Raw genomic sequence first — 23,684 nt, 5'->3', positions numbered from 1 at the left:
GACCCTGCCGGACCGAGGCGGGATTGCGGGAGAGAAGAGGCGGATCAGAACGTCATCCTGACGCCGCCATAGCCGGCGATCGGGCTGCCGGGATTGGCGGTTCGCGGATCGGTGACGCCGCCGGGGACGAAATTCCACGGCACGTCGGAGACCGGGCCGAACCCGCCATAGGTCTGGTAGGAGCGGTTTGTCACGTTATCGACCATGGCGAAGACGGTGACGCGCGGAGTGAGCTTGTAGGAGGCATAGACGTTGAACACCGCGTAGCCGCCAACGGGTTTCGTCAGGTTCGCCTCGTCGCCGAAGCGGTACTGACTCGATTGCAGGATCGCGGTGGTGCCGAGCAGCAGACGTTCGGTGAGCTGGTAGGACAGGTCGATCGTGCCGCGATTGGCCGGGATGCCGGGGATACGGTCGCCGGGGACGACGTGGATCTCGCCGTTCGCATCGGCGGCGGGGTTGGAGGGGCTGTTCAGTGTCAGCGCGTTCTGGAACGTCGCGTCGATATGCGCGAAGCCCAGGCGCAGGTTCAGCCTCGGCGTCGCGTAGACGAGATTGGCCTCGATTCCCTGACGGCGCGTGTTGCCGCTGTTGGTGTAGTATTGGAGATTGGGGTTGTAGAGGGTCGACTGATAAATGATGTCATCGTGAACGTCGGTGCGGAAAAGGTCGACGTTCCAGCGCAGCGTGCCGCCGGCGAAGCGGGCGAGGTGGAAGCGGGCGCCGAGTTCGAAGGTGCGGGCGACGACCTGTTTCAAGTTCGGATCGCCGACGAAGAAGTTCAGCAGCGAGCACGGGTTGGCGGCGCTGGCGCAGGAGAGTTCGGTCGGCGTCGGGTTGCGGTTGGTCTCGTCGACGCTGCCATAGACGTCGAGCGTCTTGAGCGCGTGCCAGGTCAGGCCGATTTGCGGGTTGAACCGGTCATAGGCGTGATGGCCGGAGACCGGGCCGCCGAGCTTGTCCGCGAGGTCGATCTCGGCATTGTTGAAGCGCCCAGCGAGGGTGAGGTCGAGCCGGGGCGCGAGGGTGAAGACGTCGTTGAAGAAGAGGCCGAAATAGCGCGTCGTCGTGGCGACCTGCACAGGGTTGACGCCATCGGCCGGCTGGTCGACCGTCACCCCCGGGCCGATGAAGAGGTGCGTCACCGGTGTGATGCCGCCGATCTGGGTGAAGGCGTTGAACATCGTGTTCGAGCCGTCGAAGCTCGCGCCGATCGTCAGGTGGTTGGGGTGGCGCAGCAGCCGGCTGTCGTTGATGAGCTGCACCGAGGCGCCATAGGCCTGCTGGTCGATCCCTTCATTGACGAGGCCGGAATAGATCCCGCCATTGAGAAAGTCGGGCACCGCCGCACCGCCACGCGTCGTCACCACGTCGCTCGTGCCGGCGTTGCAGAGGATGCCGGGCTGGCCGGGGCAGGCGGCGAGTTCTTCCGTCACGCCGTTCGGCAGGCGCTGCGAGAGATCGGCGAAATAGGCCAGCGCGTCGAGCGCGGTGTCGCCGTTCAGCGCGTAGCGCGCGGTGGCGCGGGTGGCGATGTATTTGTTGTAGACGGTGTTGGGGCCGGAGAAGATGCTGGCGATGTCGTAGTTCAGCGCCTGCACCGGGGTTGCGCCGGGATTGCCGAGCGCGTTGTCGGCGGCGATGACGCCGAGATGCAGTTCGGTGCGCGCGTTGCGCCAGCCGAGATCGGCATAGATCCGGGCGAGGCGGGAGGTCTGGGTCTGGCGGAAGCCGGAATCGTGGATCACGTCGGCGGCGAGATAGGCGGCGGTGCCGCCATGATGCACGCCATATTCGAGGCTGCCCGCCATCCTGCCATAGGAGCCGCCGGAGAGCGTGACCACGCCGCCCGGCGCGGTGAAGCCGTTCTTGAGCGTGACATCGAGCGCGCCGCCGAGCGCGTTCAGCCCGAAGGCGGGGTTGGCCGGCTGGAGGCTGGCGCTGCGGATCGCCTCGGGCGGGATCAGGTCCCAGTTCACCGTGTCGCCGAACGGATCGTTGAAGCGCATGCCGTCGAGATAGACGGCGACGCCCTCCGCCGTGCCGGTGACCGGCGAGGCGGTGAAGCCGTGGAAGTTGATGTCCGGCTGGAACGAGTTGCCATCGACATCGTTGATCGAGGCGCTCGGCACCGCGGCGAGGATGGCGCCGGTCAGGCTCGGAATCCCGGTGCGGTCGATCTCGGCCGGGCCGAGCACATGGGTGGCCTGGGGCAGCCTGTCGCGGCTGATCGCCGAGCCGGGCAGGGGGGTTGCGGCGATGACGTTAACGCGTGGCACCCGCACGATGGATGCGGAAGGCACGACCTGGGCAAGGGCAGCCGGCGCGAAGGCGCCGAGCAAAGGGAGGCAGAACGTCAGGCGGCGGATCATGCGGTGGCACTCCGATGTCTGCGACAATCCGAATGATCCGGGCGCATCTCGCCGGTCAGTCGGGATGGCGATGGAACGGTGAAGACCGCACCGCCACCTCCTCCGCGATTCCGGGACGCGGCAGCACGTCGATCAATTTTTAGTTATCAGCCCGTACCTGTGCCAGCACTGAGCGCGCCACGCACAGCGAATATAATTAATTCTTCACTCGGATCGCCGCGGCTCAGCCATCGTGCACGTCCAACGTAGATGGCGTCCGCTTATGGAATGTCCCGATGAACCGTGCAGGGGAGACAGGGAGCTGATAGCCCACGCGGCAATGCGCGGTATCGTTCGCGGCGGGGTAGTCCTTGAAGGCGTTGAGCAGGAAAATGATGCGCTCCATGGCATCGGCATATTCTTCCTCGACGCGAGGTCCGATGATCTCAGGAGATATGGGGATCATGGACATGCTCCTCTATTGCCAAAGCTGACTGCCGATGGGGGGAGTGAAACCTGAGAACCGCCGCCGGTCATGAGCAGCTTTCCTTCATCCACGCCACCCGCGCCATTATCAGCCCCCGGCACAGCTTGCACCGCCGCGACAACCACGAATATCCCTGCCAGCAGGGCCAGGTTTTGCCGGGTGATGAAAGCCTCGAACTGCGCCCGCGCGGCGGCACCCAGATGGGCGGGCACGGTCTGGAACATGGCGATGATCTTATGCCGGATGGTCCATTGCGCCACGGGCATTGCCACCGGTGGCGGGGCAGGTGAGGCTGCCGGGGCCATCGCGTCCGTGCCCAACGTCCACACGTCCTGAAGCCAGAAGGGCGCGAGCATGGTGCTTTGCGCCTCACGCCGCAGCCAGTCCAGCAGTTGCCGGTCGGTTAGCCTGCTGCCGCCGCCGCCCAGCAGGATGTTGTAGAGATCCCGAATCTGAGCGGCGCAGTGCCAATCGAGTTTACGGAGGTTGTTAAGTTCATAAGCCCGCGCGCCACGCCTAAAATGCCAGTTTTGGTAGATCTGAAACCGCCGCATCGAAAGGACTCACGGCTTTGCGGGCGAATCAGCAGCGTTCCGGTGGGCAACCGAATCTTCAGGAACGGATGCGGCGGGAAGCAGCTGAACGTTTCCGGTGTCCGCTTTTGTTCCGCATAGGTGCTCATGACGAAGTCGTGTCATGGCGCTACCCGAGGCTCAATCAATCGTTATTTGGAGCGGATTTTAGTTAGGCGTGCAGCGTGAATCTTCGATGCGATGCCGGTGCCAATCGCTCGAATATGGTATCGATACAGGTCTCAGCGGCGCGCTCTTCGAATACGAGGAACCGAGCCATTGATGATGCGGATCATATCGTGCGACACACTATAATTCCGAAATCGAAACAGATGGTTGCGCTTCGACCCTATTCCCACTCTATGGTGCCGGGCGGCTTGCTGGTGATGTCATAGGTGACGCGGTTGATGCCGCGCACTTCGTTGACGATCCGCCCGGCGACACGCGTCAGGAAGCTCATGTCAAACGGGTAGACGTCGGCTGTCATTCCGTCAGTGCTGGTGACGGCGCGCAGGGCGCAGGCGAAGTCGTAGGTGCGGCCGTCGCCCATCACGCCGACGCTGCGCACCGGTAGCAGGGCCACGAAGGCCTGCCAGATCGCGTCATACAGGCCGGCATTGCGGATTTCCTCGAGATAGATCGCATCTGCCTTCTGCAGGATGCGGACCTTCTCGCGGTCGACCGGGCCGGGGATGCGGATGGCAAGGCCGGGGCCGGGGAAGGGATGGCGGCCGACGATGGTCTCGGGCAGCCCCAGCTCGCGGCCGAGTTCGCGCACCTCGTCCTTGAAGAGTTCGCGCAGCGGCTCGACCAGTTTCATCCGCATCCGGTCGGGCAGGCCGCCGACATTGTGGTGCGACTTGATGACGGCGCTGGGCCCGCCGCGAGCGGAGACGCTTTCGATCACGTCCGGATACAGCGTGCCCTGGGCGAGGAAATCGGCGCCGCCGAGATTCTTCGCCTCTTCCTCGAACACCTCGATGAACAGGCGGCCGATCGTCTTGCGCTTCACCTCCGGATCGGTGACGCCCTCGAGAGCCGCGAAGAACAGGTCCGATGCGTCTCGATGCACCAGTCGTATGTTGAAGCGGTCGCGGAAGACGCGCACGACCTCGTCCGCCTCGCCGGCGCGGAGCAGGCCGTGATCGACGAAGATGCAGACGAGCTGGTCGCCGATCGCCTCGTGGATCAGGGCCGCCGCGACCGAGGAATCGACGCCGCCGGACAGGCCGCAGATCACCCGCCCGGTGCCGACCTGGGCGCGGATCGCATCGCGCGCGGTCTCGCGGAAATTCGCCATCGTCCAGCCGCCCGCAAGGCCGCAGACCTTGTGCGCGAAATTCGCGAGCAGGCGGGCGCCGTCCGGCGTGTGGACGACCTCGGGATGGAACTGCACGCCGTAGATGCGCCGCGCATCGTCGGCGATGGCGGCGAAGGGCGCGCCTTCGCTCACCGCCACCGCGCGGAAGCCGGGCGGCAGCGCGGTCACCCGGTCGCCATGGCTCATCCAGACCTGGGCGCGCTGGCCCCTGGCCCAGACGCCCTCGAACAACGCGCAGTCCGCGGTGACGTCGATGAAGGCGCGGCCGAACTCGCGATGGTCCGACCCTTCCACCGCGCCGCCCAGCGCATCGCAGATCGCCTGCTCGCCGTAGCAGATGCCGAGCACCGGCACGCCGGCGCCGAACACGTCGGCCGGGGGCTTCGGCGCGACCTCCTCGATCACGCTCGCCGGGCCGCCGGAAAGGATGATGCCCTTCGGCGCAAAAGCCGCCATGCGCGCCGGATCGGCGTCGAATGGCCAGATTTCGCAATAGACGCCGGTCTCGCGCAGGCGGCGCGCGATCAGCTGCGTCACCTGGCTGCCGAAATCGAGGATGAGGATGCGGTCTGCGGAGGGTGCGTCGGACATGCCGCCTCAACAGCACGCCACGCGGCCGGGTTCAATCCCTCCGGGCCGCGCGGCGCTCACGGCTGCCGCCCGTCAGACGACGTGTTCGGCGAAGAAGGCGAGGCTGCGATGCTCGGCGATCTCGTTGGCGCGGGGGTTGAAGCTCGGCCGGTCGTGGCAGCCGAAGCCATGCTCGGCACCCGGGTAGACGAAAATTCCGACATCCGGCTGCGCCTTGCGGATCGACTCGACATCCGCCAGCGGAATGCCCTTGTCCTCGGCGCCGAAATGCAGCTGCACCGGGCAGTTCGGCTTTTCCGACCTTGTGGCGGCGATGCCGCCGCCATACCAGCCGATCGCCGCCTTGAAGCTCTTGCTCCGTGTCGCCCCCCACCAGGCGATGGTGCCGCCCCAGCAATAGCCGATGATCCCCGTGGGCCGCGGCGAAAGGGCGGCGGCCGAGGCCTCGATGTCGCGCATCACGGCCTCGTCGGTGATCTCGGCGCGGAGGGCGAGGCCCTTGTCGCGCCCGGCGGCGTCGTAGCCGAGTTCGACGCCGCGCTCGACCCGGTCGAACAGCGCCGGGGTGACGACCCGGTAGCCGAACGAGGCCAGGTGATCGGAGATCTGCCGCATGTGCGAATTCACGCCGAAGATTTCCTGCACGATCACGATGCCTCGCTGCGAGGCGGTGTCGCCGGCGGCATAGGCCTGGAATTTGTGCCCGCAGGAGGCGGTCAGGTTGATCATCTCACCCATCGTCATGCTCCGTCCGTTTTGGCGAACCGCGCGAAATCCCGCGCGAGGCGCTCGTAAATAGGTCGCTTGAAAGGCACCGCCAGCGCCGGGATGGAGGAAAGCTCCGTCCATCGCCATTCATCGAATTCGGGATGCGCGTGTGCGTCGAGGCGGATCATGTCGTCGGTGCCGAGAAAGCGCAGCGCGAACCACCTTTGCCGCTGCCCGCGATGCCGCGCGCCGAATTTCGCCACCACGTCAGGCGGGAAATCATAGCTGAGCCATTCGGGGATTTCGCCGAGCAGCTCGACCGCGGTGGTGCCGATCTCCTCGTCCAGCTCGCGCAGCACGGCGGCGGCCGGATCTTCGTCGCCGTCGATCCCGCCCTGCGGCAGCTGCCACTGATAGGCGGCGTCGGGGCCGAGATCGGCCCGGCGCGCGACCAGGATCTTGCCCGCGCGACTGAACAGCGCGGCGCCGACATTGCTCCGGTAGGGCAGGGCGGTCGCGCCGGTCATTGCGCGCCCCGTGCCGCGACCAGCGCGCTGACCGGAACGAGGACCAAGCCGTCCGCCTTCAGCCCCTGGCACCACTGGGCGAGCACGGCGATGTCATCCGCGGTGGGCGAGGATATCACGCCGAGCGCGCTGCCGCTCGCAACCGCCGTCGCCGCCAGCCGCTTCAGCGCCGCGCGCTGTTCGTCGACGCTCATTTCGGGATGGATCACCACGTCCGCCACCCGTCCGGGAACGCCGGAGGGCACGCCGCTGCCCTGCGATGCCGTGACAAGAAGGAGGCCCGTCGGGCGCAGCTGCTTGCCGAGCCAGTGGCGGTTCAGCAACTGGGTGAGATAGGTCTCGTCGACTGACATGCCGATCTCGTCGGTGACGCCCACATAGCCGGCACTTCGCGACAGAGCCCAGTCGAGGTGCTTGAGGTTGACCGGATCGAGTTCCGATCCGCGCAACGCCTCGTCGCCCTCGGTGACGGCGGGCTCGCGATCGGTCTGCATCGGAATGCCCATCAGGGTCTCGTGCCCGGCGGCACGGGCGGCCGCGACCACCGAACGCAGGTGCGGCCCATACGGCGTGAGCGCGAGCGAGACGGCGGGCGGCAGCGAGCGGATGGCATCGCGGCTCGCCTGCCGAGCCTCGCCGATGCCGCCCATCATCACCGCCACGGGATGCAGACCTTGCGGCACCGGCACCGGCGCCGCGGCCGCGTAATAACGCATCGGCGTCATCCCGTCTGGCGCCGGATGCGGAATCTTCCAGGCCGGGTTGGCTTTCGATGCGACCAGCAGCGCCGGGTTGGGAGGCGGGATCGCGCTGCCGCTGCGATGCAGGACCGGGCCGGTGAGCATGGCCGTGTCGTGGTCTGGCGGGCCGATTACCTGCAGCACGACCGCGCCGATCAGCGCAGCGGCGGCGACTCCGGCCCAGAACAGCTTGACCGAACGCGCAATCCGGAACGGCGGCATTGTCTCAGTGCGCCACATCCGCCTGGCTGGCGCCAACCCGGTTTGTTGCCATGGCGCGGACCAGCTTCAGCGCCATCTGGAGCTGGTAGTCGGTGTTCGGGTGCTTCGGCTCGAATTTCGGCCAGCTGGCCGGCGGCCGTGGCGCGATCGTCTTCGCGACGGCCGGCAGCACCAGCTTCGGCGGCAGGATCGGCGCCTTGAGGCCCGAGGGGTTGCGGAAGGCGTGCGGCATGTTCGACTCGCGAATCTTCGGGAAATGATCCTTCGGATTGTTCGTCTCATGCACGACGAGGTCGGGCTCGACGCCGTAATCCTGCAGCGACTTGCCGGAGGGCGTGTAGTAGAGCGCCGTGGTCATTCGCAGCGCGCCGTGGCCGGGGATGGTGAAGATGGTCTGCACCGAGCCCTTGCCGAAGGTGCGGGTGCCCATCACCACCGCGCGGCGGTTCTGCTGGAGTGCCGCGCTGACGATTTCCGCCGCCGAGGCGGTGCCGGAATTCACCAGCACGACGATCGGCTTGCCGCCGGTGATGTCGCCGTCATGGGCGTACCAGACCTGATCGTCGGACTGGTGCCGGCCATGGGTTGAGACGATCTCGCCGGTGTTGAGGAAATCATCGGCCACGGCGATGCCCTGGTCGAGCAGACCGCCGGGATTGTTGCGAAGGTCGAGGATATAGGCGTCCACCTTGCCGTGGCTTTCGGCCTTGAGCTTCGCCACGCCGCGGCGGATGTCGCGATTCGCGTTCTCGGAGAAGCTGGCGAGGCGAAGATAGCCGACATCGCCGTAAAGCGCCGTCTTGACCGCGTGGACATGGATAATCGCGCGGGTCAGGGTGACGTGCACCGGCTTGTCGACGCCGGGGCGCTTGATCGTGATATCGATCTTGCTGCCGGCCGGGCCGCGCATCCGGTCGACCGCCTTGTCCAGCGTCACGCCGACCATCGGTTTGCCGTCGATCGCCACGATCAGATCGCCGGGCTTGATTCCGGCCTTGGCGGCCGGTGTGCCGTCGATGGGGGTGATCACCTTGATGAAGCCGCCCGCCTCGGTCACCTCGATGCCGAGCCCGCCGAACTGGCCGGAGGTCTCGGCCTTCATGTCCTTGTACTGCTGGGCGTTCATGTAGGCGCTGTGCGGGTCGAGCCCCGTCAGCATGCCGTTCATCGCATCGTAGATCAGCTTCTTCGAGGGTTCGGGCACCACGTAGTCGGCCCGGATCCGCTGGAAGATGTTCTCGAACAGACCCAGCTGGCGATAGGTCTCGTCGCTCTGGCGAACGCCGGCCAGGGCATCATGCACCGCGGGCGCCACCATGCCGACGCCGATGCCGACCGCGAACGTGGCCGTGATCAACAGAGAGGTCCTCAACTTCATACGCGCCATCCTCATCATCTCTGCCACCAATAGTGCGGCTGGGCCGGAAGTCCAGAGCCGGCCGCCATGGTTTCAGCGTTCCCCCGGCCCGGAACCGAATCGTGACGCCGGGTCGACCGCCTTCCCGTCGTGCCGCAGCTCGACATAGAGGCGCGGCTGGTTTCCCGGATTGTGCACATCGAATGCCGGCATCCGTCCGACGGGCTGGCCGGGCTCGACATGCTGGCCTACCGATACATCGAACTGCTGGAACCCCGCCATCACGAAATCGTATCCGCCGCCGCAGTCGATGATCATCAGCTTGCCATAGCTGGCGAAGGGCTTCGCGAACACCACGTTGCCGCCGCACGTGGCGCTGACCACGGCGCCGGGAGCCGCGGCGAAGGTATCGCCGGTGGCCGGGCCGGTGGCCGTGGCGCTGGCGAAGGCACGGACCAGCTTGCCGGCGACCGGCGCGCCGGCAAGCGCTTTCGGTGTTGCCGGTGCGATGCGCGCGGCGGCTTCCTGCCGCGCCGCGGCGGCGCGGGCGCGCTCGAGGCGGGAGATGACGCCGACGAGGTCATGCGCCTGTCCGGCCGCCGCGGCGGCTTTCCGGGCCTCGGCCTGGCGTTGCAGGGATGCGCGGCTTTCCGCGGCCCCGACCGCGGCAATGGCCGCCCGCAGCGCCGCGTCGCCCGCCTTCTGGCGGGCCACCGCCGCCACCATCCGTGCCTTCTGTCCGGCCAGTTCCACCGCAAGCTTCCGATAGCGCCGCCGCGCCGCCCGCAGCGCCCGGGCGCGGGCGGCGATCTGCCGCGTGATTCCCTGCATCGCCAGCGCGCCCTCGGCCGCCTTGCCGGGCGCCGCACCGGACGCGATCAGGGTCGCCGCCGGGTGCAAGGCGAGGCGGGTGATGAGCGGCAGGAGCGGCGCGATGGCGGCCGAATCGGCATCGAGTTCCGCCTTGGCCGCCTGCGTTTTCGTGGTGAGGTCGGCGAGGCGGGCGACGACCTGCGCTGTCTTGTCCTCGGTGGCGCGCAACGCGGCGTTGGCGGTGATTTCCTGGGACAGCAGGGCTTTCCGACGCGCTGCCGCCATGGCCTCCGCCCTTGCCGCCGCCGCCGCCGCCGCGCGATGGCGTTGCGCTGCCGCGTTCGCCTGATCGAGCCGGCTGCGCGCCGTGCTGAGCTGGTCGGCCCGCGCCGCGCCGGCGGCGAGTACTGCGACCAACAGCGCGGCAGTTGCGGCGAGGCGGCGCGCGGCCAGTAGCATCAGGCGCCGATCAGGCTCCGGCCGGTCATCGCTTCCGGCTGGGGAAGCCCGAGCAGGGCGAGAAGCGTCGGCGCGAGGTCGGCGAGCCGGCCGTCATGCAGTTTCGCATCCGCCGGCCCGCCGGTCAGCAGCACCGGCACGCGGTTGAGCGTGTGCGCGGTGTGCGGGCCGCCGGTTTCGGGATCGCGCATCATCTCGCAATTGCCGTGATCGGCGGTGACGATCATCGCGCCGCCCTGGGCGCGGATCGCCGCCTCGATCCGGCCGAGTCCGGCATCGACGGTCTCCACCGCCTTGATCGCGGCGGGCAGCGAGCCGGTATGGCCCACCATGTCCGGGTTGGCGAAATTCAGGACGATGAGGTCGAAGCGGCCGGATTCGATGGCGGCGACGACCTTGTCGGTCAGTTCCGGCGCCGACATTTCCGGCTGCAGGTCGTAGGTCGCGACCTTGGGCGAGGCGACGAGGATGCGTTCCTCGCCCTCGAACGGCGTCTCCCGCCCGCCGTTCAGGAAGTAGGTGACGTGCGGGTATTTCTCGGTTTCCGCCGCGCGCAGCTGGCGCTTGCCGGCGCGGGCGACCACCTCGCCGAGCAGGTCGTCCATCCGCTGCGGCGGGAACAGCGTGTGCATGAAATGCGCGAGATCGTCGGAATAGGTCACCATGCCGAGCGCGGCGGCGAACCGGATATGCCGGGCCTGCTCGAAGCCGTCGAAGCCAGGATCGAGCAGGGCGGAGAGGATCTCGCGCACGCGGTCGGCGCGGAAATTGGCGCAGAGCAGGCCGTCGCCGTCGCGCATGCCCTCGTAGTCGCCGATCACGACCGGCTTGACGAACTCGTCCGTCACCCCCTCCGCATGGCTTACCTTCACCGCGGCGACCGGATCGTCGGCATGGCTCCCCTTGCCCTCGGTGAACAGGTCGAAGGCGAGGCGGACGCGCTCCCAGCGGTTGTCACGGTCCATCGCGTAATATCGGCCGATCACGGTCGCGATTTCCGCCCCTTTCGGCAGCGCGTCGCGCAGCCAGGCGAGGCAGTCCGGCGCGCTTTCCGGCGCCGTGTCCCGCCCGTCGGTGATGGCGTGGACGAAGACGGGAATGCCGGCCTGCGCGACCGCGCCGGCAAGGGCTGCGACATGGCGCTGATGCGCGTGCACCCCGCCCGGAGAGACGAGGCCGAGCAGATGGCAAGCGCCACCCGATTCGCGCAGCGCGTCCACGAAGCGGCGCAGGTCGGCGTTCTCGGCCAGCGAGCCGTCCTCGATCGCGCTGTCGATCCGGGGCAGTTCCTGCATGACCACCCGGCCGGCGCCGATATTGGTGTGGCCCACCTCGGAATTGCCGATCTGACCCTCGGGCAGGCCGACATCGCGGCCGCAGGCGCTGAGGAAGGCGTGCGGCGACTCCCGCCAGAGACGGTCGAAATGCGGCGTGTTCGCCAGGGCCACGGCGTTGTCGGCGCGGTCCTCGCGCCAGCCGAACCCGTCGAGTATCGTCAGCATCACCGGCCTGGTCATCGCACTCTCCCTCATCTGCCGCCCGCAGATGGACAGAGGCGCTTGCGCGGGTCAAGCGCGGTTCCGATCCGGCGCCGGCACCTCTATATAGGCCGAATGCTGATCGATTCTCATTGCCATCTCGACTACTTCACCGAGGCCGAGCGTCCCGCCGTCATCGCCCGCGCGCACGAGGCCGGGGTCGGGCGGATGGTGACCATCGGCACCTCGATGCGCCAATCGGAAACCGCGATCGCCATCGCCGAGAGCGATCCCAGCGTGTTCGCCTGCATCGGCGTGCATCCGCACAATGCCGGCGGCGATGCGGGCGTGCCCAGCCCGGAGGCGATCGCCGAGATGACGCTGCATCCCCGGGTGATCGGCATCGGCGAATCCGGGCTCGACTATTTCTACGACAAGGCGCCGCGCGCGGTTCAGGCGGAGAATTTCCGCGCCCATATCCGCGCGGCGCAGATGACCGGCCTGCCTCTTGCCATCCATGCCCGCGACGCGGATGACGACGTCGCCACCATGCTGGAGGACGAGCACGCGAAGGCGCCATTCCTGTTCCTGCTGCATTGTTTTTCCTCGGGCCGGGGGCTGGCCGAGCGGGCGCTGGCGATTGGCGGGTTCCTTTCCTTCTCCGGCATCCTGACCTTCCCGAAATCGGCGGAACTGCGCGAGATCGCGCGCGACATTCCGCGCGAGCGGCTGCTGGTGGAAACCGACTCGCCCTATCTCGCCCCGGTGCCGTTCCGCGGCAAGCGCAACGAGCCGGCGCACACCGTCCACACCGCCAGGGTGCTGGCGGAGGTGAAGGGCATGGGAATGGCCGAGATGGCCGATCTCACCACCGCGAATTTTCGCCGCCTGTTCGTCAAGGCTTCATGAGGTTCACGCTCACGCTGCTCGGCACCGGCGGCTCGGCCGGGCTGCCGCAGATCGGCGGCCCGGATGGCGGCGGCGACTGGGGGCAATGCGATCCGGCGGAGACGCGCAACCGCCGCACCCGCGCGAGCGTGGTCTTCAGCGCCGCCGACGGGCAGCGCATCCTGGTCGATACCGCGCCGGAAATCCGCCTGCAGCTTACCGACAACCGGATCGACCGGATCGACGCGGTGATCATCACCCATCCGCACGCCGACCATATCGCCGGGCTGGACGACATCCGCATCCTCAACCGTCTCCGCGGCACGCCGATCGACGCCTATACGGACGAGCGCACCTGGGCGGAGCTGCGCCAGCGGTTCGACTACGCGTTCCGGCCCTGGGAGCCGCCCGGCTTCTTCCGCCCGGTGCTGCGCACCCACACGATCCTGCCCGGCGAGACCAGGACCATCGCCGGCCTGCCGGTGCGCTTTATCCGGCAGGATCACGGCTTCATTCCCTCGCTCGGGCTGCGCGTCGGCAATGTCGCCTACTGCCCGGACGTGGTGCGCTTCACGCCCGACCAGTTCGCCTTGCTGGAGGGGGTGGACACCTGGATCATCGACTGTTTCACACGGCGCGGACCGCACCCGACACATGCCCATCTCGACCAGGTGATCGAATGGGCGACGGCGCTGCGCCCGCGCCGCACCATCCTGACCCATATGGGGCTCGACATGGATTACCGCACGCTGTGCGACACGCTGCCCGCCGGCTTCGAGCCCGCGTTTGACGGCATGATCATCGAGGGAGACGCACCATGACGCATGAAGAGAAACTCGACCGGCTGGCCGAGGTCGCCGTCCGCATCGGCGTCAACGTGCAGACCGGCCAGGAGCTGATCGTCAACGCGCCGATCGAGGCGCGCGACCTGGTGGACCGGATCGCGACCCATGCCTATCGCGCCGGCGCGGCGCTGGTGATCCCCTTCTTCGCGGACGACCTGATCCAGCGTGCCCGGTTCCGCGAGGCGAGCGAGGACAGTTTCGATTTCGCGCCGGCCTGGCTGTACGAGGGGGTGGCGAAGTCGATCGACGAGGGCGCGGCGATGCTGACCGTGGTCGGCACCGACCCGATGCTGCTCGCGGATTGCGACCCGGCGCGGATCGGCCGCGCCCAGCGCGCGATGGCGCGGGCGATGAAGCCGGTGCGCGGCCTGATCAGCGGTTTCGCCACCAACTGGTCGATCCTGTCCTTCGCAACACCGGGCTGGGCGAAATCGGTCTTCCCCGGCGATCCCGACCCGGCCGCGCGTCTGTGGGATGCGATCTTCGAGGTCTGCCGAATCAACGAGGCCGATCCGGTTGCCGCCTGGCATGCCCATGTCGCGACCCTGCGGGCGCGGTGCGACGCGCTGAACGCCCGCCGCTTTGCCGCGCTGCACTTCAGCGGGCCCGGCACCGACCTGGAAGTCGGCCTGGCCGACGGGCATCTCTGGGCGGGCGGGTCCGCGACATCGAAGGATGGCACCGCCTGCATGCCGAACATGCCGACCGAGGAAGTGTTCACCATGCCGCATCGCGAGCGGGTGAACGGCAGGGTGCGGGCGAGCAAGCCGCTCGTGCATGGCGGCGCGCTGATCGAGGACATCGAGGTGCGGTTCGAGGCGGGGCGGATCGTCGAGGCGAAGGCGAGGCGGGGCGAGGACGTGTTCCGCGCCCTGATCGCGACCGACGAGGGGGCGAGCCGCCTCGGCGAGGTGGCGCTGGTGCCGGATGCCTCCCCGGTATCGCGCTCGGGGCTGATCTTCCGCAACACGCTATTCGACGAGAACGCGGCGAGCCACATCGCGCTCGGCCAGGCGCTGGCGCTCAACATGGAAGGCGGTTGCGATGCCGCCCGCGGCGCCAATGAAAGCCTCATCCATGTCGACTGGATGATCGGCTCGGCGCTGATGGACGTCGATGGCGTGAACGCCGACGGCACCATCACGCCGGTGATGCGCGGCGGCGCCTTCGTGATCTGAGCGCCGGCTGGCGCGATCAGAGCCGGCGGACGGTGTAGGCGGCTTCCAGCGCCTCGGTGATCGAGCGGCCATGGGCGGCGTCGCGCGCCTCGAACATCACTTCGAGATGCGCGGCCTGCACGGTCGGCGAGGCGAACTGGCGCTGGTGCACGACCTCGATGATGTTGCCGCCCTGATCGCCGATGCGGGCGGCGATGTCGGCCAGCACGCCGGGGCGGTCCGGGATTTCCATCAGCACCTTCACGATCCGCCCGTCGCGCATCAGGTTGCGCAGTAGCGTGTTGGCGAGGACGCGGGTGTCGATATTGCCGCCGCAGATCGGCAGGGCGAGCCGGCGGCCGGCGAAGCGCTGCGGGAAGGTCAGCACCGCGGCGAGGGCGGCGGCGCCGGCGCCCTCGGCGACGATCTTGCCGCTCTCGGCCAGCATCGCGATCGCCTGCTCGACCGCCGCTTCCGGCACGACCAGAACCTCGACCTCGTGTTCCTTCAGCAGCGCGAGCGGCAGCTGGCCGATATCGCGCACCGCGATGCCCTCGGCGATGGTCGCGCCGCCGACCTTGACCTCCTGGCCCGCGAGCGCCTGGGCAAAGCCGGCATAGCTTTCGACCTCGACGCCGAGGATCTCGACGCCGGGGCGCAGCGCCCGCGCCGCCACCGCGCAGCCGGAGATGAAACCGCCGCCGCCGGTCGGGATCACCAGCGCGTCGAGATCCGGCAGGTCATGGATCACCTCGAGGGCGAGCGTGCCCTGGCCGGCAATCACGTCCGCGTCGTCGTAGGGGTGGACGAAGACCAGGCCTTCGCGGGCGGCGAGTTCATGGGCGTGGGCGGCGGCCTCGGCGAGGGTTTCGCCGTGCAGCACCACCTGCGCGCCCCAGGCCCGGGTGCGGGTGACCTTCGTGGTCGGGGTGAAGCGCGGCATCACGATGGTGGCGCGGATGCCGGCGAGCTGGGCGTGGCGCGCCACCGCCTGGGCGTGATTGCCGGCCGACATCGCGATCACGCCGGACTTGCGCTCGGCCTCCGTCAGCAGGGCGATGCGGTTTGCCGCCCCCCGTTCCTTGAAGGCGCCGGTGGCCTGCAGGTTCTCGAGCTTGAGATGGATGTCAGCACCGGTCGCGCGCGAGAGCGCGTCGGCGCGGACCAGCGGCGTGCGCAGCACCGCGCCGGCGATCCGGCCGGCCGCCGCCTCGATATCGGCGAGGGTGACCAAGGCCTCAGCCGAACCGGACGGCGAGGATCTCGTAGCTGCGGTCGCCGCCGGGGGCGGGCACCGAAACGGTGTCTCCCGGCTTCTTGCCGATCAGCGACTTGGCCAGCGGCGAGGTGACGGAAATCCGCCCGGCCTTGATGTCCGCCTCGTGGACGCCAACGATCTGGTAGGTGACTTCCTTGTCGCTCTCCTCGTCGATGAGCTCGACATGGGCGCCGAACTTCACCGTGTCGCCCGACAGGGTGGACGGATCGATCACCTCGGCGGCGGAAATGATTTCCTCGAGTTCGGCGATCCGACCCTCGATGAAGGACTGGCGCTCGCGCGCGGAATGGTATTCCGCGTTTTCCGAAAGGTCGCCGTGGCTGCGGGCCTCGGCAATCGCCCGAATGATCGCCGGCCGCTCCTCGGACTTGAGGTGGCGCAGCTCGGCTTCGAGATTCTGCAGTCCGGGCCCGGTCATCGGGAATTTTTGCACGGCAGTTCCTTCAGTCAGGTTAAGCCAACAGGCGTAAGGATGAGCGAAAAAGTCGCGGGCCGGAGGACTCCGGCGCCACGATCATCGGAACGATTGCGGAAAATACGACTGAAGCGGCGCGACTTCAAGGCTGCCCGCGGCAAGGGCGGCAATGGCGTGCGAGGCCGCCCGCGCGCCGGCGATGGTCGTGTAGTGCGGCACGCCGTGGTTCAGCGCCTGGCGGCGGATGTCGAAACTGTCCGCCACGGTCTGCGCGCCGGAGGCGGTGTTGATCACCAGCTGAACCTCGCCGGAGCGGATCGAGTCGACGCAGTGCGGCCGGCCCTCCAGCACCTTGTTCACCGCCCGCGCGGCGATGCCGGCTTCGGAAAGATGCGCGGCGGTGCCACGGGTCGCCATGATCTCGAAGCCGAGATCGACGAAGCGGCGGGCGATCGCGAGGATCGCCGGCTTGTCGGAATCCCGCACCGAGAGGAACACCGTGCCCGCCTGCGGCAGCTTCACACCGGCGCCGAGCTGGGCCTTGGCGAAGGCGCGGGCGAAGCTGACATCCAGCCCCATCACCTCGCCGGTGGACTTCATCTCGGGGCCCAGCAGCACGTCGACGCCGGAGAAGCGGGCGAAGGGGAACACCGCTTCCTTCACCGCAACGTGACTGCGCATCACGCTGTCGTCCAGCCCGAAGGAGGCCAGCGCCTCGCCGGCCATCACCCGCGCGCCGATCTTTGCCACCGGCACACCGGTCGCCTTGGCGACGAAGGGCACGGTGCGCGAGGCGCGCGGATTGACCTCCAACACGTAGACGTTCTCGCCCTGGATCGCGAACTGCACGTTCATCAGCCCGATAACATTGAGCGCCTTCGCCATCGCCTCGGTCTCGGCGCGCAGTTCGGCGACGATGGCGGGCGAGAGCGAATAGGGCGGCAGCGAGCAGGCGGAGTCGCCGGAATGGATGCCGGCCTCCTCGATATGCTCCATCACGCCGGCGACGTAGACGCTCTGGCCGTCCGCGATGCAGTCGACATCGACCTCGATCGCATCGTTCAGGTAGCGGTCGATCAGCACCGGGTTGGTGCCGGAGACCACCACCGCCTCGCGCATGTAGCGGCGCAGGCTGGCGAGGTCGTAGACGATTTCCATCGCCCGGCCGCCGAGCACGTAGGAGGGGCGGATGACGACGGGGAAGCCGATCCGCTCGACGATCGCTTCCGCCTGCTCGGCCGAGCGGGCCAGCCCGTTTTCCGGCTGGCGCAGGCCGAGCGAGCGCAGCAGGTCGTGGAAGCGCTCGCGGTCCTCCGCGGCATCGATCGCGTCGGCCGAGGTGCCGAGGATCGGGATGCCGGCCTCGGCGAGGGCCTGGCTGAGCTTGAGCGGCGTCTGCCCGCCATACTGCACGATGCAGCCGAGCAGCGTGCCGCGCTCCTGCTCGCGGCGGAGCAGGGAGAGCACGTCCTCGGCGAAGAGAGGCTCGAAAAAGAGGCGGTCGGAGGTGTCGTAGTCGGTCGAGACGGTTTCGGGGTTGCAGTTGACCATGATGGTCTCGAACCCCGCCTCGCGCAGCGCATAGGCGGCGTGGACGCAGCAATAGTCGAACTCGATGCCCTGGCCGATCCGGTTCGGGCCGCCGCCGAGAATGACGACCTTGCGCCGCTCGCTCGGCTCCGCCTCGCAGACCGGCGCGCCGAAGCCGCCTTCATAGGTCGCGAACATATAAGAGGTCGCCGAGGCGAATTCGCCGCCGGTGCTGTCGATCCGGCGATAGACCGGGGTGACGCCGAGGGCGAGGCGCGCCTTGCTCACATCCGCCTCACTCCGGCCGGTAAGGGCGGCGAGGCGGCGGTCGGAGAATCCCAGCGCCTTGAGCGCGCGCATGCCGAGCTCGTCGCCGGGCAGGCCCTCCGCGGCGACGCGGCGTTCGGCCTCGACGATGTCCTCCATCTGGCGGAGGAACCAGGGGTCGAACTTGCAGGCGGCGTGGATTTCCTCGACCGAGAGGCCGGCGCGCAGCGCCTCGGCGGCGATCAGCAGCCGGTCGGGCCGCGGGGTGGAGAGCGCGGCGCGGAAGGCATCGCGCGTGCCGTCACCCGGCTTCTCGACCGGATCGAGCCCGGCGAGGCCGGTCTCCAGGCTGCGCAGCCCCTTTTGCAGCGCCTCGGGGAACGAGCGGCCGATCGCCATCGCCTCGCCGACCGACTTCATCGAGGTGGTCAGCAGCGCCGGCGTGCCGGGGAACTTCTCGAAGGTGAAGCGCGGGATCTTGATGACGACGTAGTCGATCGTCGGCTCGAAGCTCGCCGGGGTGACGCGGGTGATGTCGTTGCGCAGCTCGTCGAGCGTGTAGCCGACGGCGAGCTTCGCCGCGATCTTGGCGATGGGAAAGCCGGTCGCCTTCGAGGCCAGCGCCGAGGAGCGGGAGACGCGGGGGTTCATCTCGATGATGACCATGCGCCCGTCGGCCGGATTGATGCCGAACTGCACGTTCGAACCGCCGGTATCGACGCCGATCTTGCGCAGACAGGCGATCGAGGCGTCGCGCATCAGCTGGTATTCGCGGTCGGTCAGGGTCAGCGCGGGGGCGACCGTGACGGAGTCGCCGGTGTGCACGCCCATCGGGTCGATGTTCTCGATCGAGCAGACGATGATGCAGTTGTCCGCCTGGTCGCGGACCACCTCCATCTCGTATTCCTTCCAGCCGAGCACGCTTTCCTCGATCAGCACCTCGGTGGTCGGCGAGGCGTCGAGCCCGCCGGCGACGATTTCGAGGAATTCCTCGCGGTTGTAGGCGATGCCGCCGCCGGTGCCGCCGAGGGTGAAGGAGGGGCGGATCACCGCCGGCAGGCCAACCAGGTCGAGTGCTGCGCGCGCCTCGTCCATCGTATGGGCGATGGCGCTGCGCGGGCTTTCGATGCCGATCTCGGCCATCGCATCGCGGAATTTCAGCCGGTCCTCGGCGCGGTCGATCACCTCGGCGCGGGCGCCGATCAGCTCGACGCCGTGCTTCTCCAGCGTGCCGGCCTTGGCGAGCGCCATCGCGGTGTTCAGCGCCGTCTGCCCGCCCATGGTGGGCAGCACCGCATCCGGCCGTTCCTTGATGATGATCTTCTCGACCATCTCCGGCGTGATCGGCTCGATATAGGTGGCATCCGCCAGTTCGGGATCGGTCATGATCGTGGCGGGATTGGAGTTCACCAGGATCACCCGGTAGCCCTCCTCGCGCAGCGCCTTGCAGGCCTGGGCACCGGAGTAGTCGAACTCGCAGGCCTGGCCGATGACGATGGGCCCGGCGCCGATGATCAGGATCGATTTGATGTCTGTGCGTTTCGGCATGGTCAGCCCTCCATCATCGCGACAAAGCGCCGGAACAGGTGATTGGCATCCGACGGGCCAGGGCTGGCCTCGGGGTGATATTGCACGGAGAAGCAGTTCTTCGCCGGGCAGGCGATGCCCTCGTTCGAACCATCGAACAGGGAGCGATGGGTAACCGTCACGCCGTCGGGCAGGCTGGCCTCATCCACCGCAAAGCCATGATTCTGGCTGGTGATCTCGACCTTGCCGGTGGCAAGCTCCTGCACCGGCTGGTTGGCGCCGCGATGGCCGCGGGCGAGCTTGTAGGTCTTCGCGCCAAGCGTGTGGGCGAGGAGTTGGTGGCCGAGGCAGATGCCGAAGAGCGGCTTGCCGGCATCGAGCACGCCGCGGATCGCCGGCACGGCGTATTCGGCCGTCGCCGCAGGGTCGCCGGGGCCGTTGGAGAGGAACACGCCATCAGGCTGATGACGGAGGATATCCTCGGCCGAGGCGGTGGCGGGGACGACGATGACCCGGCAGCCGGCGCTCGCGAGGTTGCGAAGGATGTTGCGCTTCGCGCCGTAATCCACGGCAACTACAGTAAATTTCGGCGCGTTCTGCCGGCCGAACCCGTGCGCGCGGTCCCACAGCGTCTCGGTCCATTCGTAGCTCTGGGTGCAGGAGACCTCGCGCGCGAGGTCCATGCCCTCGAGCCCCGGCCAGGCGCGGGCCCGCTCGACCAGGGCGGGGATGTCGAAGCGGCCGTCCTCGGGATAGGCGATCAGCGCGTTGGGCGGGCCGTCGTCGCGGATGGTGCGGGTGAGGGCGCGGGTGTCGACTCCGGCGATGCCCGGCAGGCCCATGCGGCGGCACCAGGCGGCCAGCCCCTCGGCGGCGCGCCAGTTCGACGGACGGGTAATGTCGCGGTTGATCACGAGGCCGCGGGCGAAACTCGTGTTCGCCTCGATATCCTCGGGATTGGCGCCGACATTGCCGATATGCGGGAAGGTGAAGGTGATGATCTGCCCGGCGAAGGACGGATCGGTCAGGGTTTCCTGATAGCCGGTCATGCCGGTGGAGAAGCAGAGTTCCGCCGGCTCGCCGGTGGAATGCGCGCCGAAGCCGCGTCCCCAGAACACGCGGCCGTCGCCCAATACCAGCGCCGCGGTTGCGCCCTCCGGTTTCGTGGTTTCGGATTCCATTGCAATGTCTCCTGAAAGATCGGCCAGGGACAGGCCGGTCGCGGCAATCACCGCCGGCCAGTGCCGTGCCGGAATCGCCCCGGCGCTGCGCCACTTGCGCACGGCCTCGGTCGAAACCTGGGTCAGCCGGGCTGCCGCGTCGGCGCCGCCCAGCAGGTCGATGATCTCGTCTGTCGTCTTGGGCATGTCGGTCTCATGCCGGATTTTTTCTCCGAATTCAACCGGACTTCTCCTGATCGGAGGATGGTCGGAAATTATTTCCGCCACGATATTTTGCCGCGCTCTTCCGCGCGTGCCCGGTCCTCGGCTAGACAGATGGGATGAATTCCGACCGCGCCGCCGGCGCAACCCCCGCGATGGCGCAGTGGTTCCAGGCCAAGGCCGACTATCCGGACGCGCTGATCTTCTTCCGGATGGGCGATTTCTACGAACTGTTCTTCGAGGATGCCGAAGCGGCCTCGGCGGCGCTCGACATCGCGCTGACCGCGCGCGGCACCCATCAGGGCGAGCCGATCGCGATGTGCGGCGTGCCGGTCTCGCAGCGCGATACCTATCTGACCCGGCTGATCCGGCGGGGATTCCGTGTCGCGGTGGCCGAGCAGGTCGAGGCGCCGGAGGCGGCGAAGGCGCGGGGCGGCAAGGCGCTGATCGAGCGCGCCGTGGTCCGGCTCATCACCCCCGGCACGATCACCGAGGAGGCGCTGCTCGATCAGGGCCGCGCCAGCCTGCTGCTCGCGCTGGTGCCCCGGGCCGGGCGGATCGGCGCCGCCTGGCTCGATGTCTCGACCGCGTCGTTCGAGACCGCCGACCTGGCGGGGGGCGAACTGGCTGCGCTGCTCGGCCGGCTGGATCCGGCGGAAATTCTTTCCGGAGCGGATATCGAGCTTGGGGCGCATGAAGGCCGGCGCACCGATCCCGGCCCGGCGCCGGCGGCGGAGCTTGCCCGGCGCGATCTCGCCCGGCTGTTCGATGTTGCCTCGCTCGACGCCTTTGGCGCCTTCACCGATCAGGAGGCGCAGGCGGCGGCGGTGGCGCTGCGCTATGTCGAGCGCAGCCAGGCCGGGACGTTGCCACGCATCGCCCGCCCGGTGCGCGCGGGCGAGACCGGCCTGATGGCGATGGATGCCGCGACCCGCGCCAGCCTCGACCTGCTGCGCACGGCCGATGGCGGCGAGGCCGGCAGCCTGTTCGGCGCGGTGCGGCGCACGGTGACCGCCGCGGGCGCGCGGATGCTCGCCGGCTGGATCGCCGCGCCGCTGGATGCGATCGGCCCGCTGCGGGCACGGCAGGCCGGCTGGCAGAGCCTGCTCGACGCCCCGGGGACGCTCGCCGCCCTGCGAACGTCGCTGCGCGGCGCGCCGGATCTTGCCCGCGCGCTCGCGCGGCTCGGCCTGGCGGGGCGGAAGGCGGGCCGGCTGTCGCCGCGCGATCTGGGCCAGGTGCGGGATTCACTCGCCGCCGCGCGCGCGGTGGCCGAGGGGCTGGCGCCTGCGGTTGCCGCCGATCCCGCGCATCCGTTGGCGGATGACCTCGCGAAGCTCGCCGCCGGGCCGGAACTGGGGCCGCTGCTGGAGGCCGCGCTGGTCGAAACACCGCCGGCGCGGATTGGGGATGCGCCGGCGATCCGCGCGGGGTTCGACGGCGAACTCGACGGCGAGCGCCGGCTCCGCGACGATACGCGGCAGGTGATTGCGGCGCTGCAGACCGAGCTTGCGTCGCGCTATGGCGTCGCCAGCCTCAAGGTGCGGCATCACAGCCAGCTCGGCTATGTGCTGGAGGCGCCAGCCGCGGCGGTCGAGGCGCTGCGGGCGTTTCCGGAGCTGATCCTGCGGCAGGGGCTGGCCTCGGCGGCGCGGTTCACCCACCCCGAACTGTCGGACCTCGACCGGCGGATCGCCGAGGCGCATGAGCGGGCGGCGGCGCGGGAGGCGCTGGTGCTTGACCATCTGCTCGCCGCGGTGATGCGCGAGGAGGCGGCGCTGGCGGAATGCGCGGCGGCGCTGGCGCGGCTCGATGCGCTGCAATCGGCGGCGACGCTGGCCGAAAGCGGGCGCTGGTGCGCCCCTGAGCTTTCCGAGGATGCAGCGTTCAGCATCATCGCCGGGCGGCATCCGGTGGTCGAGGCGGCGCTGCCCGCGGGGACGCGCTTCATCGCCAACGATGCCGACCTCTCGCCCGAGCGGCGGCTGATGCTGCTGACCGGGCCGAACATGGCCGGAAAGTCCACCTTCCTGCGGCAGAACGCGCTGGTCATCATTCTCGCCCAGGCCGGGCTGCCGGTGCCGGCGGAGCAGGCGCGGATCGGGCTGGTGGACCGGCTGTTCTCCCGCGTGGGTGCTGCCGACGACCTCGCCGCCGGGCGCTCGACCTTCATGGTCGAGATGATCGAGACCGCGTCCATCCTCAACCAGGCGGGACCGCGCAGCTTCGTCATCATCGACGAGATCGGCCGCGGCACCGGCACGCGGGACGGGCTCGCGATCGCCCAGGCGGTGCTGGAGGCGCTGCACGGCTCCATTCGCTGCCGCAGCATCTTCGCCACGCATTTCCACGACCTGGTGCAGCTTGGCGCGGCGCTGCCGCGGCTGCGGCCCTGCACGATGCGGGTGAAGTCGTGGCGGGGCAGCGTCGTGTTCCTGCACGAGGTGATCGAGGGGGCGGCGGAGCGGAGCTGGGGCGTGCATGTCGCGAAGCTGGCCGGGCTGCCGGAGCCGGTGATCCGCCGGGCCGATGCGCTGCTGCGCGCGGCCGAGCGCGGCGGCGGCGAGGCGGGAGCGCTGCCGCTGTTCGCCGCGGCGGGCGAGGATCCGGCGCCGCCTGCGGAACTGCCGGCGGCGGATGGCTGGCATGCGGCGCTCGCGGAGGCCGATCCGGACCAGCTTTCGCCGCGCGCGGCACTGGAGCTGATTTATGCGTGGCGGCGAAAGTTCCTTGGCGACAGGGCGAATGGCGCGGTAGAGAAGCAGTAA

General features: G+C 68.7%; 18 protein-coding genes. 4 read left to right on the top strand and 14 right to left on the bottom strand.

What is annotated here, in order from left to right; translation table 11 throughout:
* Nucleotides 1-44: 44 nt before the first annotated feature.
* From RT91_RS05815 to gpmI, 10 genes are all read right to left on the bottom strand, one after another.
* The gene (locus RT91_RS05815; RefSeq protein ID WP_035186163.1) at nucleotides 45-2,372 is read right to left on the bottom strand and encodes a TonB-dependent receptor; all 2,328 of its coding nucleotides are present in this window, start codon (nucleotides 2,370-2,372) and stop codon (nucleotides 45-47) included.
* 223 nt (nucleotides 2,373-2,595) lie between these two features.
* Nucleotides 2,596-2,817: a hypothetical protein gene (locus RT91_RS05810; protein ID WP_011941857.1), complete on the bottom strand. Its 222-nt coding sequence runs from the start codon at nucleotides 2,815-2,817 to the stop codon at nucleotides 2,596-2,598.
* Nucleotides 2,814-3,392, bottom strand: coding sequence for a hypothetical protein (locus RT91_RS05805; RefSeq protein WP_035186161.1), 579 nt, complete (start codon nucleotides 3,390-3,392; stop codon nucleotides 2,814-2,816). Before RT91_RS05805 ends, RT91_RS05810 begins: the two co-directional genes overlap by 4 nt.
* 367 nt (nucleotides 3,393-3,759) lie before the next feature.
* On the bottom strand, nucleotides 3,760-5,322 hold the full coding sequence (guaA, locus tag RT91_RS05800) for a glutamine-hydrolyzing GMP synthase (protein WP_007424436.1): 1,563 nt from the start codon (nucleotides 5,320-5,322) through the stop codon (nucleotides 3,760-3,762).
* 72 nt (nucleotides 5,323-5,394) lie between these two features.
* A complete protein-coding gene (locus RT91_RS05795) occupies nucleotides 5,395-6,060 on the bottom strand; it encodes a dienelactone hydrolase family protein (protein ID WP_011941859.1) in 666 nt (221 codons plus the stop codon).
* Nucleotides 6,061-6,062: 2 nt separating this feature from the next.
* The gene (locus RT91_RS05790) at nucleotides 6,063-6,557 is read right to left on the bottom strand and encodes an RNA pyrophosphohydrolase (RefSeq protein ID WP_007424438.1); all 495 of its coding nucleotides are present in this window, start codon (nucleotides 6,555-6,557) and stop codon (nucleotides 6,063-6,065) included.
* Entirely contained in the window at nucleotides 6,554-7,519 is a 966-nt protein-coding gene (locus tag RT91_RS05785) for a divergent polysaccharide deacetylase family protein (protein ID WP_035186160.1), read from the bottom strand. Before RT91_RS05785 ends, RT91_RS05790 begins: the two co-directional genes overlap by 4 nt.
* Nucleotides 7,520-7,523: 4 nt before the next feature.
* Nucleotides 7,524-8,897 carry a S41 family peptidase gene (locus RT91_RS05780; protein ID WP_007424440.1) on the bottom strand — a complete coding sequence of 458 codons (1,374 nt, stop codon included), beginning with the start codon at nucleotides 8,895-8,897 and terminating at the stop codon, nucleotides 7,524-7,526.
* Between the two features lie 72 nt (nucleotides 8,898-8,969).
* Entirely contained in the window at nucleotides 8,970-10,148 is a 1,179-nt protein-coding gene (locus RT91_RS05775; RefSeq protein ID WP_035186159.1) for a murein hydrolase activator EnvC, read from the bottom strand.
* Nucleotides 10,148-11,665, bottom strand: a complete 1,518-nt coding sequence (gene gpmI, locus RT91_RS05770; protein ID WP_035186156.1) for a 2,3-bisphosphoglycerate-independent phosphoglycerate mutase — start codon at nucleotides 11,663-11,665, stop codon at nucleotides 10,148-10,150. The genes RT91_RS05775 and gpmI overlap by 1 nt, the downstream gene beginning before the upstream one ends.
* 96 nt (nucleotides 11,666-11,761) lie before the next feature.
* Here gpmI and RT91_RS05765 point away from each other — a divergent pair, with 96 nt between their 5' ends.
* The 3 genes from RT91_RS05765 to RT91_RS05755 are packed head-to-tail and all read left to right on the top strand — an operon-like array spanning nucleotide 11,762 to nucleotide 14,537.
* Nucleotides 11,762-12,535 (top strand): TatD family hydrolase, encoded by a 774-nt coding sequence (locus RT91_RS05765; protein ID WP_013639715.1) that lies wholly within the window; start codon nucleotides 11,762-11,764, stop codon nucleotides 12,533-12,535.
* Entirely contained in the window at nucleotides 12,532-13,335 is an 804-nt protein-coding gene (locus RT91_RS05760; RefSeq protein ID WP_035186154.1) for an MBL fold metallo-hydrolase, read from the top strand. The genes RT91_RS05765 and RT91_RS05760 overlap by 4 nt, the downstream gene beginning before the upstream one ends.
* The gene (locus tag RT91_RS05755) at nucleotides 13,332-14,537 is read left to right on the top strand and encodes an aminopeptidase (protein ID WP_035186152.1); all 1,206 of its coding nucleotides are present in this window, start codon (nucleotides 13,332-13,334) and stop codon (nucleotides 14,535-14,537) included. Before RT91_RS05760 ends, RT91_RS05755 begins: the two co-directional genes overlap by 4 nt.
* A gap of 16 nt (nucleotides 14,538-14,553) precedes the next feature.
* On the opposite strand, the gene RT91_RS05750 is transcribed toward RT91_RS05755, so the two are convergent.
* The 4 genes from RT91_RS05750 to carA form a co-directional block, all read right to left on the bottom strand.
* Nucleotides 14,554-15,750, bottom strand: coding sequence for a threonine ammonia-lyase (locus RT91_RS05750; RefSeq protein WP_007422524.1), 1,197 nt, complete (start codon nucleotides 15,748-15,750; stop codon nucleotides 14,554-14,556).
* A gap of 4 nt (nucleotides 15,751-15,754) precedes the next feature.
* On the bottom strand, nucleotides 15,755-16,228 hold the full coding sequence (greA, locus tag RT91_RS05745; RefSeq protein ID WP_007422523.1) for a transcription elongation factor GreA: 474 nt from the start codon (nucleotides 16,226-16,228) through the stop codon (nucleotides 15,755-15,757).
* A gap of 81 nt (nucleotides 16,229-16,309) precedes the next feature.
* Nucleotides 16,310-19,555, bottom strand: a complete 3,246-nt coding sequence (carB, locus tag RT91_RS05740; RefSeq protein ID WP_035186150.1) for a carbamoyl-phosphate synthase large subunit — start codon at nucleotides 19,553-19,555, stop codon at nucleotides 16,310-16,312.
* A 2-nt stretch (nucleotides 19,556-19,557) separates the two neighbouring features.
* Nucleotides 19,558-20,901, bottom strand: coding sequence for a glutamine-hydrolyzing carbamoyl-phosphate synthase small subunit (gene carA / locus RT91_RS05735; protein WP_011941867.1), 1,344 nt, complete (start codon nucleotides 20,899-20,901; stop codon nucleotides 19,558-19,560).
* A gap of 134 nt (nucleotides 20,902-21,035) precedes the next feature.
* On the opposite strand from carA, the gene mutS reads away from it, so the two are divergent.
* A complete protein-coding gene (mutS, locus tag RT91_RS05730) occupies nucleotides 21,036-23,684 on the top strand; it encodes a DNA mismatch repair protein MutS (protein ID WP_035186149.1) in 2,649 nt (882 codons plus the stop codon).

Origin of the sequence: Acidiphilium sp. JA12-A1 (assembly GCF_000724705.2) — a bacterium.
GTDB classification, from domain to species: Bacteria; Pseudomonadota; Alphaproteobacteria; order Acetobacterales; family Acetobacteraceae; genus Acidiphilium; species Acidiphilium multivorum.
The sequence above is the reverse complement of the archived record's forward strand: the minus strand, read 5'-3'. Positions and strand labels throughout refer to the sequence as shown.

Coding starts and splice junctions, on each gene's coding strand:
- RT91_RS05790 (WP_007424438.1), bottom strand. CDS start 6,557: ATGACCGGCGCGACCGCCCTGCCCTACCGGAGCAATGTCGGCGCCGCG.
- RT91_RS05810 (WP_011941857.1), bottom strand. CDS start 2,817: ATGATCCCCATATCTCCTGAGATCATCGGACCTCGCGTCGAGGAAGAA.
- RT91_RS05785 (WP_035186160.1), bottom strand. CDS start 7,519: ATGCCGCCGTTCCGGATTGCGCGTTCGGTCAAGCTGTTCTGGGCCGGA.
- RT91_RS05795 (WP_011941859.1), bottom strand. CDS start 6,060: ATGGGTGAGATGATCAACCTGACCGCCTCCTGCGGGCACAAATTCCAG.
- RT91_RS05815 (WP_035186163.1), bottom strand. CDS start 2,372: ATGATCCGCCGCCTGACGTTCTGCCTCCCTTTGCTCGGCGCCTTCGCG.
- guaA (WP_007424436.1), bottom strand. CDS start 5,322: ATGTCCGACGCACCCTCCGCAGACCGCATCCTCATCCTCGATTTCGGC.
- RT91_RS05805 (WP_035186161.1), bottom strand. CDS start 3,392: ATGCGGCGGTTTCAGATCTACCAAAACTGGCATTTTAGGCGTGGCGCG.
- RT91_RS05780 (WP_007424440.1), bottom strand. CDS start 8,897: ATGAAGTTGAGGACCTCTCTGTTGATCACGGCCACGTTCGCGGTCGGC.
- RT91_RS05775 (WP_035186159.1), bottom strand. CDS start 10,148: ATGCTACTGGCCGCGCGCCGCCTCGCCGCAACTGCCGCGCTGTTGGTC.
- RT91_RS05760 (WP_035186154.1), top strand. CDS start 12,532: ATGAGGTTCACGCTCACGCTGCTCGGCACCGGCGGCTCGGCCGGGCTG.
- mutS (WP_035186149.1), top strand. CDS start 21,036: ATGAATTCCGACCGCGCCGCCGGCGCAACCCCCGCGATGGCGCAGTGG.
- carB (WP_035186150.1), bottom strand. CDS start 19,555: ATGCCGAAACGCACAGACATCAAATCGATCCTGATCATCGGCGCCGGG.
- carA (WP_011941867.1), bottom strand. CDS start 20,901: ATGCCCAAGACGACAGACGAGATCATCGACCTGCTGGGCGGCGCCGAC.
- RT91_RS05755 (WP_035186152.1), top strand. CDS start 13,332: ATGACGCATGAAGAGAAACTCGACCGGCTGGCCGAGGTCGCCGTCCGC.
- RT91_RS05765 (WP_013639715.1), top strand. CDS start 11,762: ATGCTGATCGATTCTCATTGCCATCTCGACTACTTCACCGAGGCCGAG.
- gpmI (WP_035186156.1), bottom strand. CDS start 11,665: ATGACCAGGCCGGTGATGCTGACGATACTCGACGGGTTCGGCTGGCGC.